The 18,570-nt window shown below is 72.3% G+C and carries 14 protein-coding genes and 1 pseudogene; 12 read left to right on the top strand and 3 right to left on the bottom strand.

The window, feature by feature from the left end:
- Positions 1-1,256: 1,256 nt before the first annotated feature.
- The 8 genes and pseudogenes from ABZ192_RS17855 to ABZ192_RS17820 form a co-directional block, all read left to right on the top strand.
- Positions 1,257-2,003: pseudogene (locus tag ABZ192_RS17855) on the top strand (hypothetical protein); the annotation flags it as partial.
- A 170-nt stretch (positions 2,004-2,173) separates the two neighbouring features.
- Entirely contained in the window at positions 2,174-3,016 is an 843-nt protein-coding gene (locus tag ABZ192_RS17850) for a nitrilase-related carbon-nitrogen hydrolase (protein WP_356925417.1), read from the top strand.
- Positions 3,013-4,299 carry an aspartate aminotransferase family protein gene (locus ABZ192_RS17845; protein WP_356925416.1) on the top strand — a complete coding sequence of 429 codons (1,287 nt, stop codon included), beginning with the start codon at positions 3,013-3,015 and terminating at the stop codon, positions 4,297-4,299. The genes ABZ192_RS17850 and ABZ192_RS17845 overlap by 4 nt, the downstream gene beginning before the upstream one ends.
- A gap of 27 nt (positions 4,300-4,326) precedes the next feature.
- Entirely contained in the window at positions 4,327-5,892 is a 1,566-nt protein-coding gene (locus ABZ192_RS17840) for a PucR family transcriptional regulator (RefSeq protein WP_356925415.1), read from the top strand.
- A 155-nt stretch (positions 5,893-6,047) separates the two neighbouring features.
- The gene (locus tag ABZ192_RS17835) at positions 6,048-6,890 is read left to right on the top strand and encodes a nitrilase-related carbon-nitrogen hydrolase (RefSeq protein WP_356925414.1); all 843 of its coding nucleotides are present in this window, start codon (positions 6,048-6,050) and stop codon (positions 6,888-6,890) included.
- A gap of 94 nt (positions 6,891-6,984) precedes the next feature.
- The gene (gene hydA, locus ABZ192_RS17830) at positions 6,985-8,388 is read left to right on the top strand and encodes a dihydropyrimidinase (protein WP_356925413.1); all 1,404 of its coding nucleotides are present in this window, start codon (positions 6,985-6,987) and stop codon (positions 8,386-8,388) included.
- An 11-nt stretch (positions 8,389-8,399) separates the two neighbouring features.
- Positions 8,400-9,422: a TIGR03842 family LLM class F420-dependent oxidoreductase gene (locus ABZ192_RS17825; RefSeq protein ID WP_356925412.1), complete on the top strand. Its 1,023-nt coding sequence runs from the start codon at positions 8,400-8,402 to the stop codon at positions 9,420-9,422.
- A 135-nt stretch (positions 9,423-9,557) separates the two neighbouring features.
- Positions 9,558-11,084: an NCS1 family nucleobase:cation symporter-1 gene (locus ABZ192_RS17820; protein ID WP_356925411.1), complete on the top strand. Its 1,527-nt coding sequence runs from the start codon at positions 9,558-9,560 to the stop codon at positions 11,082-11,084.
- A gap of 32 nt (positions 11,085-11,116) precedes the next feature.
- Here the strand turns inward: ABZ192_RS17820 and ABZ192_RS17815 are convergent, their stop codons facing one another.
- On the bottom strand, positions 11,117-11,785 hold the full coding sequence (locus tag ABZ192_RS17815) for a hypothetical protein (protein WP_356925410.1): 669 nt from the start codon (positions 11,783-11,785) through the stop codon (positions 11,117-11,119).
- Positions 11,786-11,950: 165 nt separating this feature from the next.
- Positions 11,951-12,628 carry a CPBP family intramembrane glutamic endopeptidase gene (locus tag ABZ192_RS17810; RefSeq protein WP_356925409.1) on the bottom strand — a complete coding sequence of 226 codons (678 nt, stop codon included), beginning with the start codon at positions 12,626-12,628 and terminating at the stop codon, positions 11,951-11,953.
- 90 nt (positions 12,629-12,718) lie between these two features.
- Here ABZ192_RS17810 and ABZ192_RS17805 point away from each other — a divergent pair, with 90 nt between their 5' ends.
- The 4 genes from ABZ192_RS17805 to ABZ192_RS17790 all read left to right on the top strand — a co-directional run bounded on the left by ABZ192_RS17805 (position 12,719) and on the right by ABZ192_RS17790 (position 17,601).
- On the top strand, positions 12,719-14,545 hold the full coding sequence (locus ABZ192_RS17805; protein ID WP_356925408.1) for a gamma-glutamyltransferase: 1,827 nt from the start codon (positions 12,719-12,721) through the stop codon (positions 14,543-14,545).
- A gap of 144 nt (positions 14,546-14,689) precedes the next feature.
- The gene (locus ABZ192_RS17800; protein WP_356925407.1) at positions 14,690-15,535 is read left to right on the top strand and encodes an inositol monophosphatase family protein; all 846 of its coding nucleotides are present in this window, start codon (positions 14,690-14,692) and stop codon (positions 15,533-15,535) included.
- 150 nt (positions 15,536-15,685) lie between these two features.
- Positions 15,686-17,095, top strand: a complete 1,410-nt coding sequence (locus ABZ192_RS17795) for an NAD(P)/FAD-dependent oxidoreductase (protein WP_356925406.1) — start codon at positions 15,686-15,688, stop codon at positions 17,093-17,095.
- Entirely contained in the window at positions 17,092-17,601 is a 510-nt protein-coding gene (locus ABZ192_RS17790; protein ID WP_356925405.1) for an O-acetyl-ADP-ribose deacetylase, read from the top strand. The genes ABZ192_RS17795 and ABZ192_RS17790 overlap by 4 nt, the downstream gene beginning before the upstream one ends.
- A 25-nt stretch (positions 17,602-17,626) precedes the next feature.
- On the opposite strand, the gene ABZ192_RS17785 is transcribed toward ABZ192_RS17790, so the two are convergent.
- The gene (locus ABZ192_RS17785; protein ID WP_356925502.1) at positions 17,627-18,460 is read right to left on the bottom strand and encodes a class II glutamine amidotransferase; all 834 of its coding nucleotides are present in this window, start codon (positions 18,458-18,460) and stop codon (positions 17,627-17,629) included.
- Between the last annotated feature and the right edge of the window lie 110 nt (positions 18,461-18,570).

The following is an 18,570-nucleotide window of genomic DNA, read 5'->3' as shown; positions in this document are numbered from 1 at the left end:
GCGCGGAACTTAGGGCCCGGATGGCCGACTTGGATCGCCGCGAGGGCGTGTCCCGCGAGTTGTGGGGTGACGGTCGGGTGGGTGGCACGCCGGGGGCTCACGCGGGCGCGTCCCGTGGCACGGGCCCGACGTCGGTCGGACCCGACGACGACGGTGCCTGGTCGGGCACGTGGCACCACAGGCCGAACGACGGAGGCGCCGGGGCGGCGGACGGGGGCTCGCGAGCAGGATCGGCCGGGTGGGCGGGCTCTGGTGGGGCGGCGGACGGGGCTCTGCGAGCAGGGTCGGGCAGGGGCGCGGGCCCCGGAGTGGCGCCGGACGGGGCTTCGGGAGAAGGGTCGGGCAGGGGTGTGGACCCAGGTGCGGCCGGAGACGGGGCTTCGCGAGCAGGATCAGCCCGGTGGGCAGGCGCCGGTGCCGCGGCGGACGGTGGTCGGCCCGTGAGGGCCGACGGGTACACGCCTGCCGGCCCGGCACCGGACAGCCGCCGTATGCGATCGGCCCCTGGCCGCCCGTATGGCCCGGCCACGCCTGACACGCCCTGGCACCCCGAGGCCCCGGCGCCAGGGGCGAGGGGTGCGGCCGGCCATGACGACCCTCGCCATGCGGACGCCGGGGCGGCCCCGGCCGGGCGGCCTTACACCCAGGACGGCGAGTTCGCGGCTGGGCGTGCCGGCTCCCGGGAGGCAGGATCCGGCGGTGCCTCCGGCGCCTTCTCGGATCCGCAGGGCCGGGCCGATGCCCGGGAGGGCGGCGAGTTCGCGGCTGGGCGTGCCGCCTCGCGGGAAGCCGCATCTGGCGGCACCCCCGGCGTATTCGCCGCTCCGGGCCGCGGGGGTGATGGGCGCGACGCCGGGCATCCGGGCGGCGCGGCTGCCCCGCGGGAGGCTGCGGCTGATGCCCGTGACGGGGAGTATCAGGCAGGTTGGGCGGCCTCCCGGGAGGCGGTGTCTGACGGCGCCTTTGGCGCGTTCGCGGCCCCGGTTCGTGGGGGTGGTGGGCATGGCGCCGAGTATCCGGGGGACAGGGTCACCTCGCGGGAGGGCGCGGGCGGTGGCCGTGACCGCGAGCGTCAGGCGGGCTGGGCCGCCTCCCGGGAAGCCCCAGTCGACGGCACGCCCGGCGTCTTCGTCGCCCCGGCCCCGTTCGCCTCCGAACCCGCAGCCGCCCACCAACCCCCCTCCACGCCCGAACCACCAGCCGGCGTCGGACAACCGGCCACGGCCGAACCTCCTGGCACAGCCGAACCCCTCACACCCAAGCAACGCAAACGCCGCCGCGGCAGTGCCCGTTTCGCCGGGATGGCCGAGGAGGACGCCGCACCCGTCGCCGTGCCGCCCGCTGCCGTGCCGCTGCTTCCTGGACCCGCCCCCGTGACCGGCCGTCGTAAGCCGCGTGGTGCACGGTTCGCCGGGGCCGCCGAAGAGGCGGGGGAGGAGCGGTCGGAACCGCGGGTCGCGGCGGCCGTCGGGGCGGCGGAGCGGACGGACGTCGTGCAAGCCGTCGAGGCCCTCGCGCGGCTGCGCAAGGAGGGCCGCAGCGGCGAGGCGCACGCTCTGCTGGTCGAGGCCGCGTCCTGGGCCCCGGCCCGGTTCCCACTGCTCGCGCAGGAGCTGGAGCGGGCCGGGCTCGGTGCGGACTGGCAGACGCTGCTCTGGGAGGCCGGCTCGCTCCCCGCCGGGCGGCTGGTCGCCGCGGCGGACGCGCTGGCCGCGGCAGGCCGCGCGGGCGACGGGCAGCAGATCCTGCGGCAGGGAGTCGGCCGGCCCCCGGGCGAGATCGGAGAGGCCGTCCTCGGACTCGTCGCCGAGGGGCGTCACCGCGAGGTTCGCGTCCTGCTCGACGCGTACGTCGGGGCCCGCACCCCCGAGGAGGCGGCCCGCAGCGCCGAGCCCGGTCCGCAGACCCTCGTACCGCTCCTGCTGGAGGCCGCCCGGGGCGTGTCGGACGAGCGCCGCCGGGACCTCGTGCACGCCCTGCGCGTCGCCGGATTCCCTGCCTGACCGGGCATGCCGTGCTCCCGGCGACTCACCCACAGGAGTGCGAATGGCGCCCGGCACCGCGGGTTGGCGACGATGGTCTTGGCAAGCCCGGGCCGGAGGCTTACGTTCGTGGCTCTACGGCCCGCTTCTACGGGCGTAGAGGCGCTGACGTCGCGTCGAAGGAGCAGCTCATGGCCAACGTCGTACGTGCCGCCCTGGTCCAGGCCACCTGGACCGGCGACACCGAGTCCATGGTGGCGAAACACGAGGAGCACGCCCGCGAGGCGGCCCGCCGGGGCGCGAAGATCATCGGTTTCCAGGAAGTCTTCAACAGCCCCTACTTCTGTCAGGTCGAGGAGCCGGAGCACTACCGCTGGGCCGAGCCCGTGCCCGACGGGCCGACCGTGCGGCGCATGCGGGCCCTCGCGCGCGAGACCGGCATGGTGATCGTCGCGCCGGTGTTCGAGGCGGAGCAGCCCGGCTTCTACTACAACACCGCGGCCGTGATCGACGCCGACGGCACCTATCTCGGCAAGTACCGCAAGCACCACATCCCGCAGCTCAAGGGCTTCCGTGAGAAGTTCTACTTCAAGCCCGGCAACCTCGGCTGGCCCGTCTTCGACACGGCGGCCGGCAAGGTCGGTGTCTACATCTGCTACGACCGCCACTTCCCGGAGGGCTGGCGGCAACTCGGCCTGTACGGGGCCCAGCTCGTCTACAACCCCTCCGCCACCCACCGCAGTCTGTCGTCCCACCTGTGGCGGCTGGAGCAGCCCGCGGCCGCCGTCGCCAACGGGTACTACATCGCCGCGATCAACCGCGTCGGACAGGAGGAGTACGGCGACAACGACTTCTACGGGACGAGCTACTTCGTCGACCCTCGCGGGCAGTTCGTGGGCGACGTCGCCAGCGACAGCCAGGAGGAGCTCGTGATCCGCGACCTGGACCTCGACCTCATCGAAGAAGTGCGGCAGACGTGGGCCTTCTACCGCGACCGCCGCCCCGACGCCTACGAAGGACTGGTGCAGCCGTGACCAACGACCTGCTGGGCCGCCACCGGGCCGTGCTCCCCGACTGGCTCGCCCTCTACTACGAGGAGCCCCTGGAGATCACCCACGGCGAGGGCCGCCACGTCTGGGACGCCCACGGCAACCGGTACCTCGACTTCTTCGGGGGCATCCTCACCACGATGACCGCGCACGCCCTGCCCGAGGTGACCAAGGCGGTGAGCGAGCAGGCCGGGCGGATCGTCCACTCCTCGACCCTGTACCTCAACCGGCCGATGGTCGAACTCGCCGAGCGCGTGGCCCAGCTCAGCGGCATCCCCGACGCCCGCGTCTTCTTCACCACCTCCGGCACCGAGGCCAACGACACCGCCCTGCTGCTCGCCACCACGTACCGGCGCAGCAACACGATCCTGGCGATGCGCAACAGCTACCACGGCCGCTCCTTCAGCTCCGTCGGCATCACCGGCAACAGCGGCTGGTCCCCGACCTCCCTGTCCCCGCTCCAGACGCTCTACGTCCACGGCGGCGTACGCACCCGCGGCCCGTTCGCCTCCCTCGGCGACGACGACTTCATCGCGGCCTGCGTCGACGACCTGAAGGACCTGCTCGGCCACACCCGCCCCCCGGCCGCGCTGATCGCCGAACCCGTCCAGGGCGTCGGCGGTTTCACCGCACCCCCGGACGGGCTGTACGCCGCCTTCCGCGAGGTGCTGCACGAGCGCGGCATCCTGTGGATCGCCGACGAGGTGCAGACCGGCTGGGGCCGCACCGGCGAGCACTTCTGGGGCTGGCAGGCCCACGGGCGCAACGGGCCGCCGGACATCATGACCTTCGCCAAGGGCATCGGCAACGGCATGTCCATCGGCGGTGTCGTCGCCCGCTCCGAGATCATGAACTGCCTCGACTCCAACAGCATCTCCACGTTCGGCGGCACCCAGATCACCATGGCGGCCGGCCTCGCCAACCTCAACTACCTGCTGGAACACGACCTCCAGGGCAACGCCCGGCGCGTCGGCGGCCTGCTCATCGAGCGGCTGCGGTCCGCCGCGGCGCACGTGCCGGCCGTACGCGAGGTGCGCGGACGCGGACTGATGATCGGCATCGAGATCACCAAGCCGGGGACCGACGAGGCCGACCCGCAGGCCGCGGCGGCCGTCCTGGAGGCGGCCCGCGAGGGCGGCCTGCTGATCGGCAAGGGCGGCGGCCACAACACCAGCGCCCTGCGCGTCGCCCCGCCGCTGTCCCTCAACGTCGCGGAGGCCGAGGAAGGCGCCGCGATCCTCGAGAACGCTCTGAGGAGCATCCAGTAGCAGTGAACTGAACAAGGGAACGGCACCATGACCATCACCTTGGATTCCCTGGAACCCGCGCTGTCGGTCCGGCAGGTCCTCACCCTGGAGCGGGTGCTCGCCGGGGAGCCCGAGGTGGTGGCCGGCGCGACCCATCTCGACCGGGCGGTGCGCTGGGTGCACGTCGCCGAGGCCGCCGACGTCGGCGTGATGCTCAGCGGCGGCGAGATGGTCCTCACCACCGGGGTGCTGCTCGCCGGCGACGAGGAGAAACAGGCCGAGTACGTCCGGTCGCTGCACCGCGCGGACGCCTCCGCCGTCGTCCTCGGACTCGGCCGCGCCTTCCCCGCCGCACCGGCCGTGATGCGCCGGGCGGCCGAGCGGTGCGGGCTGCCGATGGTCGTCCTGCACCGGCCCTTCCCCTTCGCCGAGCTGACCGAGGAGGTCCAGTCACGGCTCGTACGGCGCAAGTTCGCCGCCGTCAGCCTCTCCGAGGCCGTCCGCACCGAACTCACCGCCCTGATCACCGCGGGCGCCCCGCTGCAACGCCTGCTCGACGAGGTCGCCCGGCACAGCGCCTGCCCGGTCGTCGTCACCAACCTCGCCCACCGCGTCCTCGGCACGGCGGGGGAGCGGCCCGCGGTGGACGACGTGCTGCGCGACTGGGAGCGCATCGCCCGGCAGGCCGGAGGCACCGAGGGCGACGGCTGGATCCGCGCCGAGCTGGGCGGACGCGGGGAGCGCTGGGGCCGGATCGTGCTGTGCGGCTACCGGGGCGACACCGCCACCGGACGGCTCCTGGCCGACCGCGCCGCCGAGGCCCTCGTCCTGCACCGCATGCTCGGCGGCGCTGCCGCCTGCTCCTGGGAGGAGCAGTCCGCGCAGAGCCTGCTCACCGACCTGGTCAGCGGCGTCGTACCGGCACGGCAACTCCTGCCCCGGGCGCGCGCGGCCGGGCTGCCGGTCAACCGGCGGACGTTCGTGCCGCTGGTCGTCCGCGACGGCGACACCCCCCGGCTCGACCGGCTGCTGCGGCTGCTGGGCCTGCCCGGGCTGGTCGCCGAACTGGCCGACGGAGCCACCGCCGTGCTCCTCAGCCTCCCCCGCGACCAGGACGCGGACGCCCTCGCCGCGCACTTCGCGACCCGGCTGCGCACCGAGTCCGGACCGGCCCGCACGGTCGTCGCCGCGGCCGATCCCCGGACCGCCTGGGACGACGTCCCCGCCGGGCTGCGCGAGGCCCGGCACGTGGCGGACGCCGTCACCGACTCCGTCGCCGCCCTGGACCTCCCGCCGGTCGTCCGCCTGCGGGACGTCCACCTGCGGGGCCTGATCCGCCTGCTGCGCGACGACCCGCACGTGCAGTCCTTCGCGGAGCGGGAGCTGGACGGGCTGCTGTGCGAGACCGAGGAGGACCTGCTGTCGGTCCTGCGCACCTACCTCGCCACCGGCCGCAACAAGTCCCGGACCGCCCAGCTCCACCACGTCTCGCGGCCCGCCCTGTACCGCCGCCTGGAATCGATACAGGTCCGCCTCGGGGTGGACCTCGACGACTTCGAGCAGGCCGCCTCGGTGCACATCGCACTCCTCGCGCACGACGCGCAACAGCAGTGAAACACCCGACCACCTGGGAAAACGGCGGTGAAACATGGGCTCACGGCAGAGTGACACGGTGACACGCCGCACGCCCCCAGACGTGACACGGTGCAACTCAAAGAGCGCGTCCCGGCTTCCTAGGCTCACGGCACACCGAGCGACCGGAGGTCCCGATGAGCCGAGTGATCCGTGCCGCCGTCTTCCAGACCGCCTGGACGGGCGACAAGGAGTCGATGATCCAGGTCCACGAGCAGGCGGCCCGCGACGCCGCCGCGCAGGGCGCTCAAGTCCTGTGCTTCCAGGAGCTGTTCTACGGACCGTACTTCTGCCAGGTCCAGGACCCGGCCTTCTACGAGTACGCCGAGCAGATCCCCGAGGGCCCGATCGTCCGCCGCTTCCAGGCCCTCGCCAGGGAACTGGGCATCGTCCTGGTCCTGCCGATGTACGAGGAGGAACAGCCCGGCGTCCTCTACAACACCGCCGCCGTGATCGACGCGGACGGTTCCTACCTCGGCAAGTACCGCAAGACCCACATCCCGCAGGTCCAGGGTTTCTGGGAGAAGTTCTACTTCCGCCCGGGCAACGGCGGCTGGCCCGTCTTCGAGACCGCCGTCGGCAAGGTCGGCGTCTACATCTGCTACGACCGGCACTTCCCCGAGGGCTGGCGCGCGCTCGGCCTCGCGGGCGCCGAGATCGTCTTCAATCCCTCGGCCACCTCGCGCGGCCTGTCCGGCTACCTCTGGCAGCTGGAACAGCCGGCGGCGGCCGTCGCCAACGAGTACTTCGTGGGCGCGATCAACCGGGTCGGCGTCGAGGAGTACGGCGACAACGACTTCTACGGGACGTCCTACTTCGTCGACCCGGAGGCCCAGTTCGTCGGCGAGGTGGCCAGCGACAAGGAGCCCGAACTGGTCGTCCGCGACCTGGACATGGCCAAACTCCGAGAGGTCCGCGACCGCTGGCAGTTCTACAGGGACCGCGCACCTGCAACGTACGGTCCGCTGACGGACCTCTAGGGGCGCGGGGCTGTATTCGATATGCGGCTACCGCCGCGTGCGCGCGACCAGCCACAGTCAACCTGCACGTCCAATCGGCGAGGAGCGACAGAGCATGAGCACCCGAACCGTCATCCGCGGCGGCCTCGTCATCACCGCATCCGACGAGATCCACGCCGACGTCCTGATCGAGGACGGCCGCATCGCCGCCCTCGCAGCCTCCGGCACCCCCGCCGCCGAGGCCTTCACCGCAGACCGGACGATCGACGCCACCGGAAAGTACGTCATCCCCGGCGGCGTCGACGCCCACACCCACATGGAGCTGCCCTTCGGCGGCACCTTCGCCTCCGACACCTTCGAGACCGGCACCCGCGCCGCCGCCTGGGGCGGCACGACCACGATCATCGACTTCGCCGTGCAGAGCGTCGGGCACAGCCTGCGCGAGGGCCTCGACGCCTGGCACGCCAAGGCGGAGGGCAACTGCGCCGTCGACTACGGCTTCCACATGATCGTCTCCGATGTGAACCAGGAGACACTCAAGGAGATGGACCTGCTCATCGAGGAGGGCGTCACCTCCTTCAAGCAGTTCATGGCCTACCCGGGGGTGTTCTACTCCGACGACGGCCAGATCCTGCGCGCCATGCAGCGCTCCGCCGAGAACGGCGGACTGATCATGATGCACGCCGAGAACGGCATCGCGATCGACGTCCTGGTGGAACAGGCGCTGGCCCGCGGCGAGACCGACCCCCGCTACCACGGCGAGGTCCGCAAGGCCCTGCTGGAGGCGGAAGCCACCCACCGCGCCATCAGGCTGGCGCAGGTCGCGGGCGCACCCCTCTACGTCGTGCACGTCTCGGCGACGGAGGCGGTCGCCGAACTGGCCCGGGCCCGCGACGAGGGACTGCCCGTCTTCGGCGAGACCTGCCCGCAGTACCTGTTCCTGTCCACCGACAACCTCGCCGAGCCGGATTTCGAAGGCGCGAAGTACGTGTGCTCCACTCCGCTCAGGCCGAAGGAGCACCAGGCCGCGCTGTGGCGGGGTCTGCGCACCAACGACCTCCAGGTCGTCTCCACCGACCACTGCCCCTTCTGCTTCGTCGGCCAGAAGGAACTCGGCCGCGGCGACTTCTCCAAGATCCCCAACGGTCTCCCGGGTGTCGAGAACCGTATGGACCTGCTCCACCAGGCCGTCCTCGACGGGCACATCTCCCGCCGCCGCTGGATCGAGATCGCCTGCGCCACCCCCGCCCGGATGTTCGGCCTCTACCCGAAGAAGGGCACCATCGCGCCGGGCGCCGACGCCGACGTCGTCATCTACGACCCGCACGCCGAGCAGGTCATGTCGGCCGACACGCATCACATGAACGTCGACTACTCGGCGTACGAGGGCAAACGCGTCACCGGACGGGTCGAAACGGTCCTCTCGCGCGGCGTGCCCGTCATCACCGAGCGGGAGTACACCGGCCACGCCGGGCACGGCGTCTTCACCCCGCGATCCACCTGTCAGTACCTCAACTAGGAGTGGTGCCGATGGACTTCGGACTCGTCCTGCAGACGGACCCGCCGGCCTCGCGGGTGATCAGCCTGATGAAACGCGCGGAACGCAACGGATTCTCGCACGGCTGGACCTTCGACTCCGCCGTGCTGTGGCAGGAACCGTTCGTGATCTACAGCCAGATCCTGGCCAACACCACGAAACTGAAGGTCGGGCCGATGGTGACCAACCCGGGCACCCGCACCTGGGAGGTCACCGCCTCCACCTTCGCCACCCTCAACGACATGTACGGCAACCGCACGGTCTGCGGCATCGGCCGCGGCGACTCCGCGATGCGCGTGGCCGGCCGCAAGCCCAACACGCTGGCCCGGATCAGCGAGGCCATGAAGGTCATCCGGGCCCTCGGCAGCGGCCAGGAGGCCGACCTCGGCGGCGGTACGGTCGTCCGGTTCCCGTGGATCGGGCCGGGCGCCGAACTCCCCGTGTGGATGGCCGCGTACGGCCCCAAGGCCCTGAAGATGGCCGGCGAGGAGGCCGACGGGTTCATCCTCCAGCTGGCCGACCTGTATCTGACCGAGTACATGGTCAAGGCCGTGAAGGACGCGGCCGTCGCCGCCGGCCGGGACCCGTCCGAGGTGACCGTCTGCGTGGCCGCCCCGGCCTACGTCACCGAGGACGACTCGCCCGAGGCGCTCGCGCACGCGCGCGACCAGTGCCGGTGGTTCGGCGGCATGGTCGGCAACCACGTGGCGGACCTGGTGTCCAAGTACGGCGAGCACTCCGCCGCCGTCCCCGACGAACTCACCGACTACATCAAGGCGCGGGAGGGCTACGACTACTCCCACCACGGCCGCGCCGACAACCCCGACACCCAATTCGTCCCGGACGAGATCGTCGACCGGTTCTGCCTGATCGGCCCGGTCGACAAGCACGTCGAGAAGCTGACCGCGCTGCGCGCCCTCGGCGTCGACCAGTTCGCCGTCTACGACATGCACGACGCGCAGGAAGCCGTGATCGACACCTACGGATCGCGGGTCATCCCGGCCGTCAACGGCTGATCACCGCCGCACCACTCCCTTGATCTCCCCCTTCCCGCCGGCCCGGGAAGGGGGCCCAGGGCGCTCCCGAGCGCACCCCCCATCGGCGTCACCCGCATGGCCTTTCCCGTCCCACCTCCACGATTGGCCTGGCCCATGACCGACACCGTTCCCACGGCCCCACCGCCGACCACCCAAGTCACCCTCGCCGACGGCCGGGTGGAGATCGCCCCGGGCGCCCCCGCACCGACCGGTCCCTACGCCAACGAGGACCTGCTGCCGGTCCCCGTCGCCAAGCGCACCTGGACCACGTACAACTTCTCCGCGCTGTGGGTCGGCATGGCCCACAACACGGCCTCCTGGACCCTGGCCTCCGGCCTCATAGCCGTCGGCATGGACTGGAAGCAGGCGGTGCTCACCATCGCCCTGGCCAATGTGATCGTGCTGATACCGATGCTGCTCACCGGGCACGCCGGACCCAAGTACGGCATACCCTTCCCGGTCTTCGCCCGGGCCTCCTTCGGCATCCGCGGGGCCAACCTGCCCGCCGTCGTACGGGCGCTGGTGGCCTGCGGCTGGTTCGGCATCCAGACCTGGATCGGCGGCGAGGCCATCTACTTCCTGGCCGGCAAACTCGTCGGCAGCGGCTGGACGGACGCGGCGAAGGTCGGCGGCTACGCCTGGACCATGTGGCTGTCCTTCGCGATCTTCTGGGCGCTCCAGGTCGTCATCATCTACCGGGGCATGGAGACCATCCGCCGCTTCGAGAACTGGGCGGCGCCCTTCGTGCTCGTCGGCGCGTTCGTGATGCTGTGGTGGATGAGCGACAAGGCGGGCGGCTTCGGCCCGCTGTTCGACCAGCCGTCGAAGCTCGGCTGGGGCCCGGACTTCTGGAAGCTGTTCGCTCCCGCGCTCATGGGCATGATCGGTTTCTGGTCCACGCTGTCGCTGAACATCCCCGACTTCACCCGCTACGGCAAGAGCCAGAAGGCGCAGACCTGGGGTCAGGCCCTCGGTCTGCCGACGACGATGACGCTGTTCGCGTTCCTCTCCGTGATGGTCACCTCGGGCTCGCAGGCGGTCTACGGCGAGGCGATCTGGGACCCGGTACAGCTCGCGGCCAAGACCGACAACACGGTGGGCCTGCTGTTCGCCCTCGTCACCGTCCTGGTGGCCACGCTGTCCGTCAACGTCGCGGCCAACCTGGTCTCACCCGCGTTCGACTTCTCCAACATCGCGCCCCGGAAGATCAGTTTCCGCGCCGGAGCCCTCGCCACCTGTGTCCTCGGCGTACTGATCTTCCCGTGGAAGCTGTACTCCGACCCGCAGGGCTACATCTTCACCTGGCTCGGCCTGGTCGGCGGCCTGCTCGGCACCGTCGCGGGCATCCTCATCGCCGACTACTGGATCCTGCGCCGCGCCCGGCTCGACCTCGCCGACCTGTACCGCACGGGTGGCCGCTACTGGTACGAGGGCGGCTGGAACTGGCGGGCCGTCGTCGCCTTCGCGGTCGGCGGCGTCCTCGCCGTCGGCGGCGCCAGCTTCAAGCCGCTGATCGACGGCCGCCCCATCCCGGCACTGGCCGATCTGGCCGACTACGGCTGGGCGGTGGGCCTGGGCACGTCGATGCTGCTGTACCTGCTGCTGATGGCGGCACGGGGCCGGGACCGGACCATGGTCTGAGCGCTGAGGGGGACGCGGACGCTGGAGGGCGGTCAGCCCTTGCCGCCCTCCAGCGCGGCAACCGCTTCCTTCGCGGCCTTGATCGCGCCCTTGTTGATCGTGTCCGTGCTCGGCGCCTTCTTCGACTCGAAGTCGCTGCCGTTGTACGTGATGACCACCAGCGCGTTCGACGCGCGGACGAACACCTGGCCCTCACGGGTCTGTTGCTTGTCCTCGGTGGTGAGGTTGACGATGGAGTACGCGCTGTCACCGAGACCGGGGACGGCGCCTCCACCGCTGCTCTCCTCGGTGCGGCCCTTGTAGGCCTTCTCCGCCGCCTCGTCCGACTCCATCACCTCGAAGGACACGTCGAGCCAGCGGTAGTCGTACCCCTTGAGGGCGTTCCAGGAGCAGGTGCGGCGCAACTCCGAGTCCGTGGACGGGATCTCCTTCCCGGCCGTCTTGGCGCCCGGCACCAGCGACTCGACCGTCTTCTTGGCGACGCTCTCGCACGGCGCCGGCGCGGCCGAGTAGGTCTTCGACACCGTCGACGTCGACGGGGCGGACGCGGACTGGGTCTCGGTCTTCTCGTCGGCCGGCTTGTGCTCGGCGGCCTGCGGCGCGGCGAGCGGACCGGACGACAGCGCCCAGCCCGCCGCGGCGAGCACGGCCACCGGCGACAGGCGTGCGGTCAGGGCCAGGGGCAGAGGTAGGGAACGCACGGCGCCCTTCTCGTGGGGGACGGCGGACGGGACGACAGTTTCACATGACTGCCTGTGACGCGGAAGTGCGAACTCGCTCCGTGCCTGCACGGTGACGGTGACTCACTGTCGACGGTCGGGGTTTCGGGCGGTTCGGCGGTCACCGGGCGGTTTGTCGCGTGTCCCTCACCGAGGTACGGCCCAGGCCATCACGTAGCCGAAGCCGTTGAGGGCCCAGTGCAGCGACGCGGGGGCCAGCAGACTTCCGGACCGGCGCCGCAGCTCGCACAGGACGACCCCGGCCGCGGTCGTGGCGACCACGGCGGCCGCGACGGACAGCACGGTGCCCGCCGGTCCCGTGCCGAGGACCGCCGCGGCCGCGTTGGCCCGGCTCAGCCCGCGCGAGGGAAGCACATGCCAGAGTCCGAACAGTACTGACGACACCGCAGTGGCCCAGGCAGTACCGTGCCGACGCCGCACCATGGCCCACAGGACGCCGCGAAAGGCGATCTCCTCCAGCAGCACGGTGCCGACCGGTACCCGGATCAGCACGCGCCACAGCAGTTCCCCCACGGTCAGGCCGGCGGCGCGTTGGTCCTCGAACGCCTCCCTGGTGGCCGGCAGAGCGAGTCCGACCAGGAAAACGGCGAGAACCGCTCCCACCAGCACCGCTGACCACCGCAGTCCCCGGTGCAGGGCAGCCGGGTCGAGCCCGAGATCGGCGCGGGTGAGACCGTCCCACCGGGCGATCAGCAGCAGCGCGGCGGCCGCGGCCACGCAGGTGGGTACGTAGGCGCCGGGAGCGAGCCAATTGTTGAGCAGGTTCGCGGCCACCAGGAGGGCGAGGACACAGAACATCCGCATGGTGTCACCAGCATCCCGCCATCCGGTCCGTCAGTCCGGGGTAGGGAAGGGAGATCACCGCCAATGAGGTGAAACGAGATGAGAGGCCCTATGTTCACGACCCGCCCCACCCTCCAGGGCACTTTCGGCATGGTGTCCTCCACGCACTGGCTCGCCTCGCAGTCGGCCATGGCCGTCCTGGAGGACGGCGGCAACGCCTACGACGCGGCCGTGGCGGGCGCGTTCGTGCTGCATGTCGTCGAGCCGCACCTCAACGGCCCGGCGGGCGAGGTGCCGATCCTGCTCGCGCCGGCCGGCGGCGAGGTGCGGGTGCTGTGCGGGCAGGGTGTCGCACCGGCCGGGGCGACGGTCGCGTACTACCGGGGCCTCGGCCTGGACCTCGTCCCCGGCACCGGGCCGCTCGCCGCCGCCGTGCCGGGCGCGTTCGACGCCTGGATGCTGCTGCTGCGCGACCACGGCACCAAGTCCCTCGCCGAGGTCCTGAAGTACGCCATCGGATACGCCGAGCACGGGCACCCGCCCGTGGAACGCGTCGGCGAGACCGTCGAGACCGTACGCGAGCTGTTCGAGACGGAATGGACCTCGTCGGCGGACGTCTACCTGCCCGGCGGCAGGGCCCCGCGCCCCGGCGAGCCCTTCACCAACCCCGCGCTCGCCGCCACCTGGAAGCGGCTGCTCGCCGAGACCGCGGGGGCGGGGGACCGGGAGTCACGCATCGAGGCCGCGCGGGAGGTGTGGCGCTGCGGCTTCATAGCCGAGGCCCTGGTACGGCAGGCCGGGCGGCCCACCATGGACACCAGCGGCGAACGCCACACCGGCACCCTCACGGCCGCCGACCTCGCCGGCTGGTCCGCGACCTACGAGACACCGGTGTCGTACGACTGGAACGGCTGGACGGTGTACAAGCCGGGCCCCTGGAGCCAGGGCCCGGTCCTCCTCCAGCAGCTCGCCCTGCTCCCGCCGGAGCTGCCCCGTCACGGCTCCGCCGACTACGTCCACCTGCTGGTGGAGAACTGCAAACTCGCCATGGCCGACCGGGAGGCCTGGTACGGGGACGCCGCCGACGTGCCGCTCGACGACCTGCTGTCCGACGCGTACAACACCGACCGCCGCGCTCTCGTCGGCGAGCGGGCCGGTCTCGACCTGCGGCCCGGCAGCCCCGGCGGACGCACCCCGCGGCTGTGCGCGCACGCGCGCGTGGCGGCCACCGCCCTGGAGGGCTTCGACGCCCTGGGCGTCGGTGAACCGACGGTCGCCAAGAGCCCCACGTCCCCCGTGCCCGGCGAGCCGGAGGTCGGCGACGACGGCACCACCCGCGGCGATACCTGCCACCTCGACGTCGTCGACCGCTGGGGCAACATGGTCTCGGCCACGCCCAGCGGCGGCTGGCTCCAGTCCAACCCCGTAGTGCCCGAACTCGGCTTCCCGCTCGGCACCCGGCTTCAGATGACGTGGCTGGAGGAGGGCCTGCCCAACTCCCTCACCCCGGGCCGCCGCCCCCGCACCACGCTGACGCCCTCGATCGCCCTGCGCGAGGGCGTGCCCGTCATGGCGTTCGGCACACCGGGCGGGGACCAGCAGGACCAGTGGCAGCTGCACTTCTTCCTGGCGGTCGCGCTGCGCGCCGAGGTGCGCGGCGGCCTGGACCTCCAGGGCGCGATCGACGCCCCGAACTGGCACAACGACAGCTTCCCGGGCTCCTTCTACCCGCGCGGCATGCGCCCGGGGAGCGTCACCGTGGAGTCGCGCACGGACCCGGCCGTCGTCGAGGAGCTGCGGCGGCGCGGCCACCAGGTGACCGTGGGCGGCCCCTGGTCGGAGGGCCGGCTCTGCGCGGTCGCGCGGGACCCGGAGACGGGCGTCCTGTCGGCGGCGGCGAACCCGCGCGGCATGCAGGGGTACGCGGTCGGGCGGTGATCGTCGCCGCCCGCTGAGCGCCGTCGGGACCCGCTGAGTCCCCTGGCCGTGGAGCCCGCGCGGCCCCGTCGCTGTTCATCGTGACGCCACCCGGAGTGCACCGGGCGGGTGGGGATTGTCAGTGCCGCGTGTTGTGATGGAGGGGTGATCGACAGCACCGAAACCATCGAAGAGTTTCTCGCCCGGCACGCTTCCGACGTCGAGGAGGCGATCCGCAGCGCGGCCGCCGCCGAGATCATGCCGCGCTGGCGCCGCCTCGCCGCACACGAGGTCGACCAGAAGGCCGGCCCGCACGACCTGGTCACGGACGCCGACCGCAAGGCCGAGCTGTATCTGACCGAGGCACTGAGCGCCCTGCTGCCCGGCTCGGTCGTGGTCGGCGAGGAGGCGGTCCACGCCAACCCGGCGTCCTACGAGGCCATTCGCGGAGACGCCCCCGTCTGGATCGTCGACCCGGTCGACGGGACCCGGCAGTTCGTGCGCGGCGAACCGGCCTTCTGCACCCTGGTCGCGCTGGCCCACGGCGGCACCCTGCTCGCCTCCTGGACCTACGCCGCCGCCCGCGACCAGCTCGCCACCGCCCAGCGGGGCAAGGGCGCCTACCTCGCGGGAGACCGGCTGTTCGCCGGTGTGCCCGAGCCCGGCCGGGACCTCCGCGTGGCCACCTCCCACCCGGACTACACGACGGACGAGCAGAAGCGCGCCCTGCTCGGCCTGCGCACCGAGGGCGTGGCACCGCGCGCGTGCGGCTCGGCCGGACTGGAGTACCTCGCCATCGCGCGGGGCGAGTCCGACGCGGTGGCCTTCTCCTGGGAGGCCGCGTGGGATCACGCGGCCGGTCTGCTCCTGGTCGAGGAGGCGGGCGGCGCCCACCTGACCCGCTCGGGCGAGCCGTTCCGCATCACGGGGGGCAACGAACTCCCCTTCACCGCGGCCCGCGACGCGGCCACGGCCCGCCGGGTGGCGGCACTGCTGGCGAGCGGAGACTGAATGTCACGGACCGTGCGCGCCCCGTCGCCCAAGGGGCGCTCCGGGTGCCGTTTCCGCGCGATTCCCCCCGCGGCCGGTGACTGTCAGTCCCCGGGCCTATCCTGATCCTCAGTGGCCGTCGGCTGACGAAGGGGTCCGAAGGTGCCGTCGATGCTCGATGCCGTCGTAGTGGGTGCGGGGCCGAACGGACTGACCGCGGCCGTGGAGCTGGCCCGCCGCGGATTCTCCGTCGCCGTGTTCGAGGCCCGGGGCACCGTGGGCGGCGGTGCCCGCACAGAGGAGCTCACCCTGCCGGGCTTCCGGCACGACCCGTGCTCCGGGGCGCACCCGCTCGCCATCAACTCACCCGCGTTCCGCGCCCTGCCGCTCCAGCGCTACGGCCTGGAGTGGCTGCACGCCGAGTTCCCCATGGCGCACCCCTTCCCGGACGGTTCGGCGGCCGTGCTGGCCCGGTCGGTGGGCGAGACGGCCGCCTCTTTCGGGCCGCGTGACGCCGGGACGTACCGCAGGCTGATCGAGCCCTTCCTGCCCAAGTGGGACGTGCTGGCCCGCGACTTCATGTCTCTGCCGCTGACCGCGCTGCCCCGCGACCCGGTCACCCTCGCCCGCTTCGGCCTGGTCGGCCTGCCCCCGTCGACCCTGCTGACGCGCCGCTTCCGCGACGAACCCGCCAGGACGCTGTTCGCGGGGCTCGTCGCGCATGTCATGGCGCCGCTCGGCGGCTTCGCCACCAGCGCCATCGGCCTGGTCTTCGCCCTGGCGGCGCACGCCCGCGGCTGGCCCGTCGCCCGCGGCGGCTCCCAGGCCATCTCCGACGCCCTCGCCGCCTACCTGCGCGACCTCGGCGGCAGCGTCCACACCGACTACGAGGTCAAGCGCCTCGACGACCTGCCGCCGGCCCGCGCCTACGTCTTCGACACCTCACCCACCGCCCTGGCCCGCATCGCCGGCTTCGGCAACCACTACGCGGACTTCCGCTACGGACCGGGCGTCTTCAAGATCGACTACGCGCTGGACGGCCCCGTGCCCTGGACCGCGAAAGAGGCCCGCGTCGCCGGCACGGTGCAGATCGGCGCGAACCGCGCGGAGATCGGCGCGGCCCTGCGCGCGGCGTCCCGGGAGGGCCGGGCCCCCGACAAGCCGTTCCTGATCACGGTCCAGCCGAGCGTCGTCGACCCCACCCGGGCCCCGGCGGGCAAGCACGTCTTCTGGGCCTACGGGCACGTCCCGCACGGCTGGACCGGCGACCTCACCGACGCCATCGAACGCCAACTGGAGCGGTTCGCCCCGGGGTTCCGCGACCGCGTCCTGGCCCGCGCGACGGCGGGCCCGCCCGAACTCGCCGCCCGCAACGCCAACTACGTCGGCGGCGACATCGCCTCCGGCGCGGTCTCCGGTCTGCAGATCCTGCTGCGCCCCAAACCGACCCTGTTCCCTTACCGCACGCCGCACCCGGCCGTCTTCATCTGCTCGTCGGCGACCCCGCCGGGCCCCGGCGTGCACGGCATGTCGGGGCACAACGCGGCGAAGGCCGTCTGGAAGCGACTGAGGCAGACATGACCACCATCGAACTGGTCCAGGGCGACATCACCCGCGAGAGCGTCGACGCCATCGTCAACGCGGCCAACTCCTCGCTGCTGGGCGGGGGAGGGGTCGACGGAGCGATCCACCGGCGCGGCGGCCCGGCCATCCTGGAGGAATGCCGGAAGCTGCGCGCCTCCCACTACGGCAAGGGCCTGCCCACCGGCCAGGCGGTCGCCACCACGGCCGGAAACCTGGACGCCCGCTGGGTGATCCACACGGTCGGCCCCGTCCACAGCGCCACCGAGGACCGCTCCGCCCTCCTCGCCTCCTGCTACCGCGAGTCCCTCCGCGTCGCCGACGAGCTCGGCGCCCGCACGGTCGCGTTCCCGGCCATCTCCACGGGCGTCTACGGCTGGCCGATGGACGACGGCGCGCGCATCGCGGTGGAGACCGTACGGGCAGCGGACACGGCGGTCGAGGAGGTCAGGTTCGTGCTCTTCGACGAGCAGGCGTACGAAGTGTTCGCCGGCCGGGTCCGCTGACGCGACCCGGTCGGGCCCGGCCGTCTCAGACCGGCTCGGGCTCGAAGTGCTGCAGCAAGTCCCGGCCCGGCTGCACCACGCCGTAGCTGCTCTCCGGTACGGCGTTCCAGACGCCGGGCAGATCACCGAGCGGCTCCGAGACGACCAGCCGGGTCCCCTCGGAGATGTGCTTCAGGAACGCGAGGTCGGGGTGGAGGGCCCGCACGTCCTCGACCTGGCTGCTGTAGTACAGCGACCGCGAGTCTCCCGAGCTGGAGTACCGGAAGAACCACAGCCGTTCGCCGTCGGTCACCGCGACCGTCATCTGGAGCGGCTGGGCCACCCCGTGCTCGTGCCCGAGCCGCTCGACGAGCCCGACCATGCGGGCCACCGCGCCCGGCGGATCGCCGTCCAGCCCCAGGGTGAGGGCCACGTGGAACATCACCTCGGAGTCCGTCGTGCCCTCCAGCGACGGGAACAGCTCCGGATCCACGGCGAGCATGAGGTCGCGGCGCAATTCGCTGAACCCGGTGATCGCCCCGTTGTGCATCCACATCCAGTGCCCGTGCCGGAAGGGGTGACAGTTGGTCTGCTGCACGGCCGTCCCGGTGGAGGCGCGGACGTGGGCGAAGAACAGCGGCGAGCGGACGTGGTCGGCGATCTCGCGGAGATTGCGGTTGCTCCAGGCCGGGCCGGTGTCGCGGATGACGGCGGGGGTGCGCAGGTGCCACGCGTACCAGCCGACGCCGAAGCCGTCGCCGTTGGTGGTCTCGACACCCATCCGCGCGTGCAGGCTCTGGTCGATCAGCGAGTGCTGCGGCCGGTACAGGACGTCGTCCAGCAGCACGGGAGTGCCCGAGTAGGCCAGCCAGCGGCACATGGTCGCCACCTCCATCCGAGCCGCCTCGGCCCTCTCGTGCGGCTCCGCAGGTGTCGGTGCGGATGCGTCCCGCGCGCCGGGGGCCGCGGCGCGTGGTCCCAGACAACCCC

The sequence above is a fragment of the Streptomyces sp. NPDC006235 genome (genome assembly GCF_040613735.1).
In the GTDB taxonomy this organism is placed as follows: Bacteria; Actinomycetota; Actinomycetes; order Streptomycetales; family Streptomycetaceae; genus Streptomyces.
Note: the sequence above shows the minus strand (reverse complement) of the source record. Positions and strands in the feature narration are given on the sequence as shown.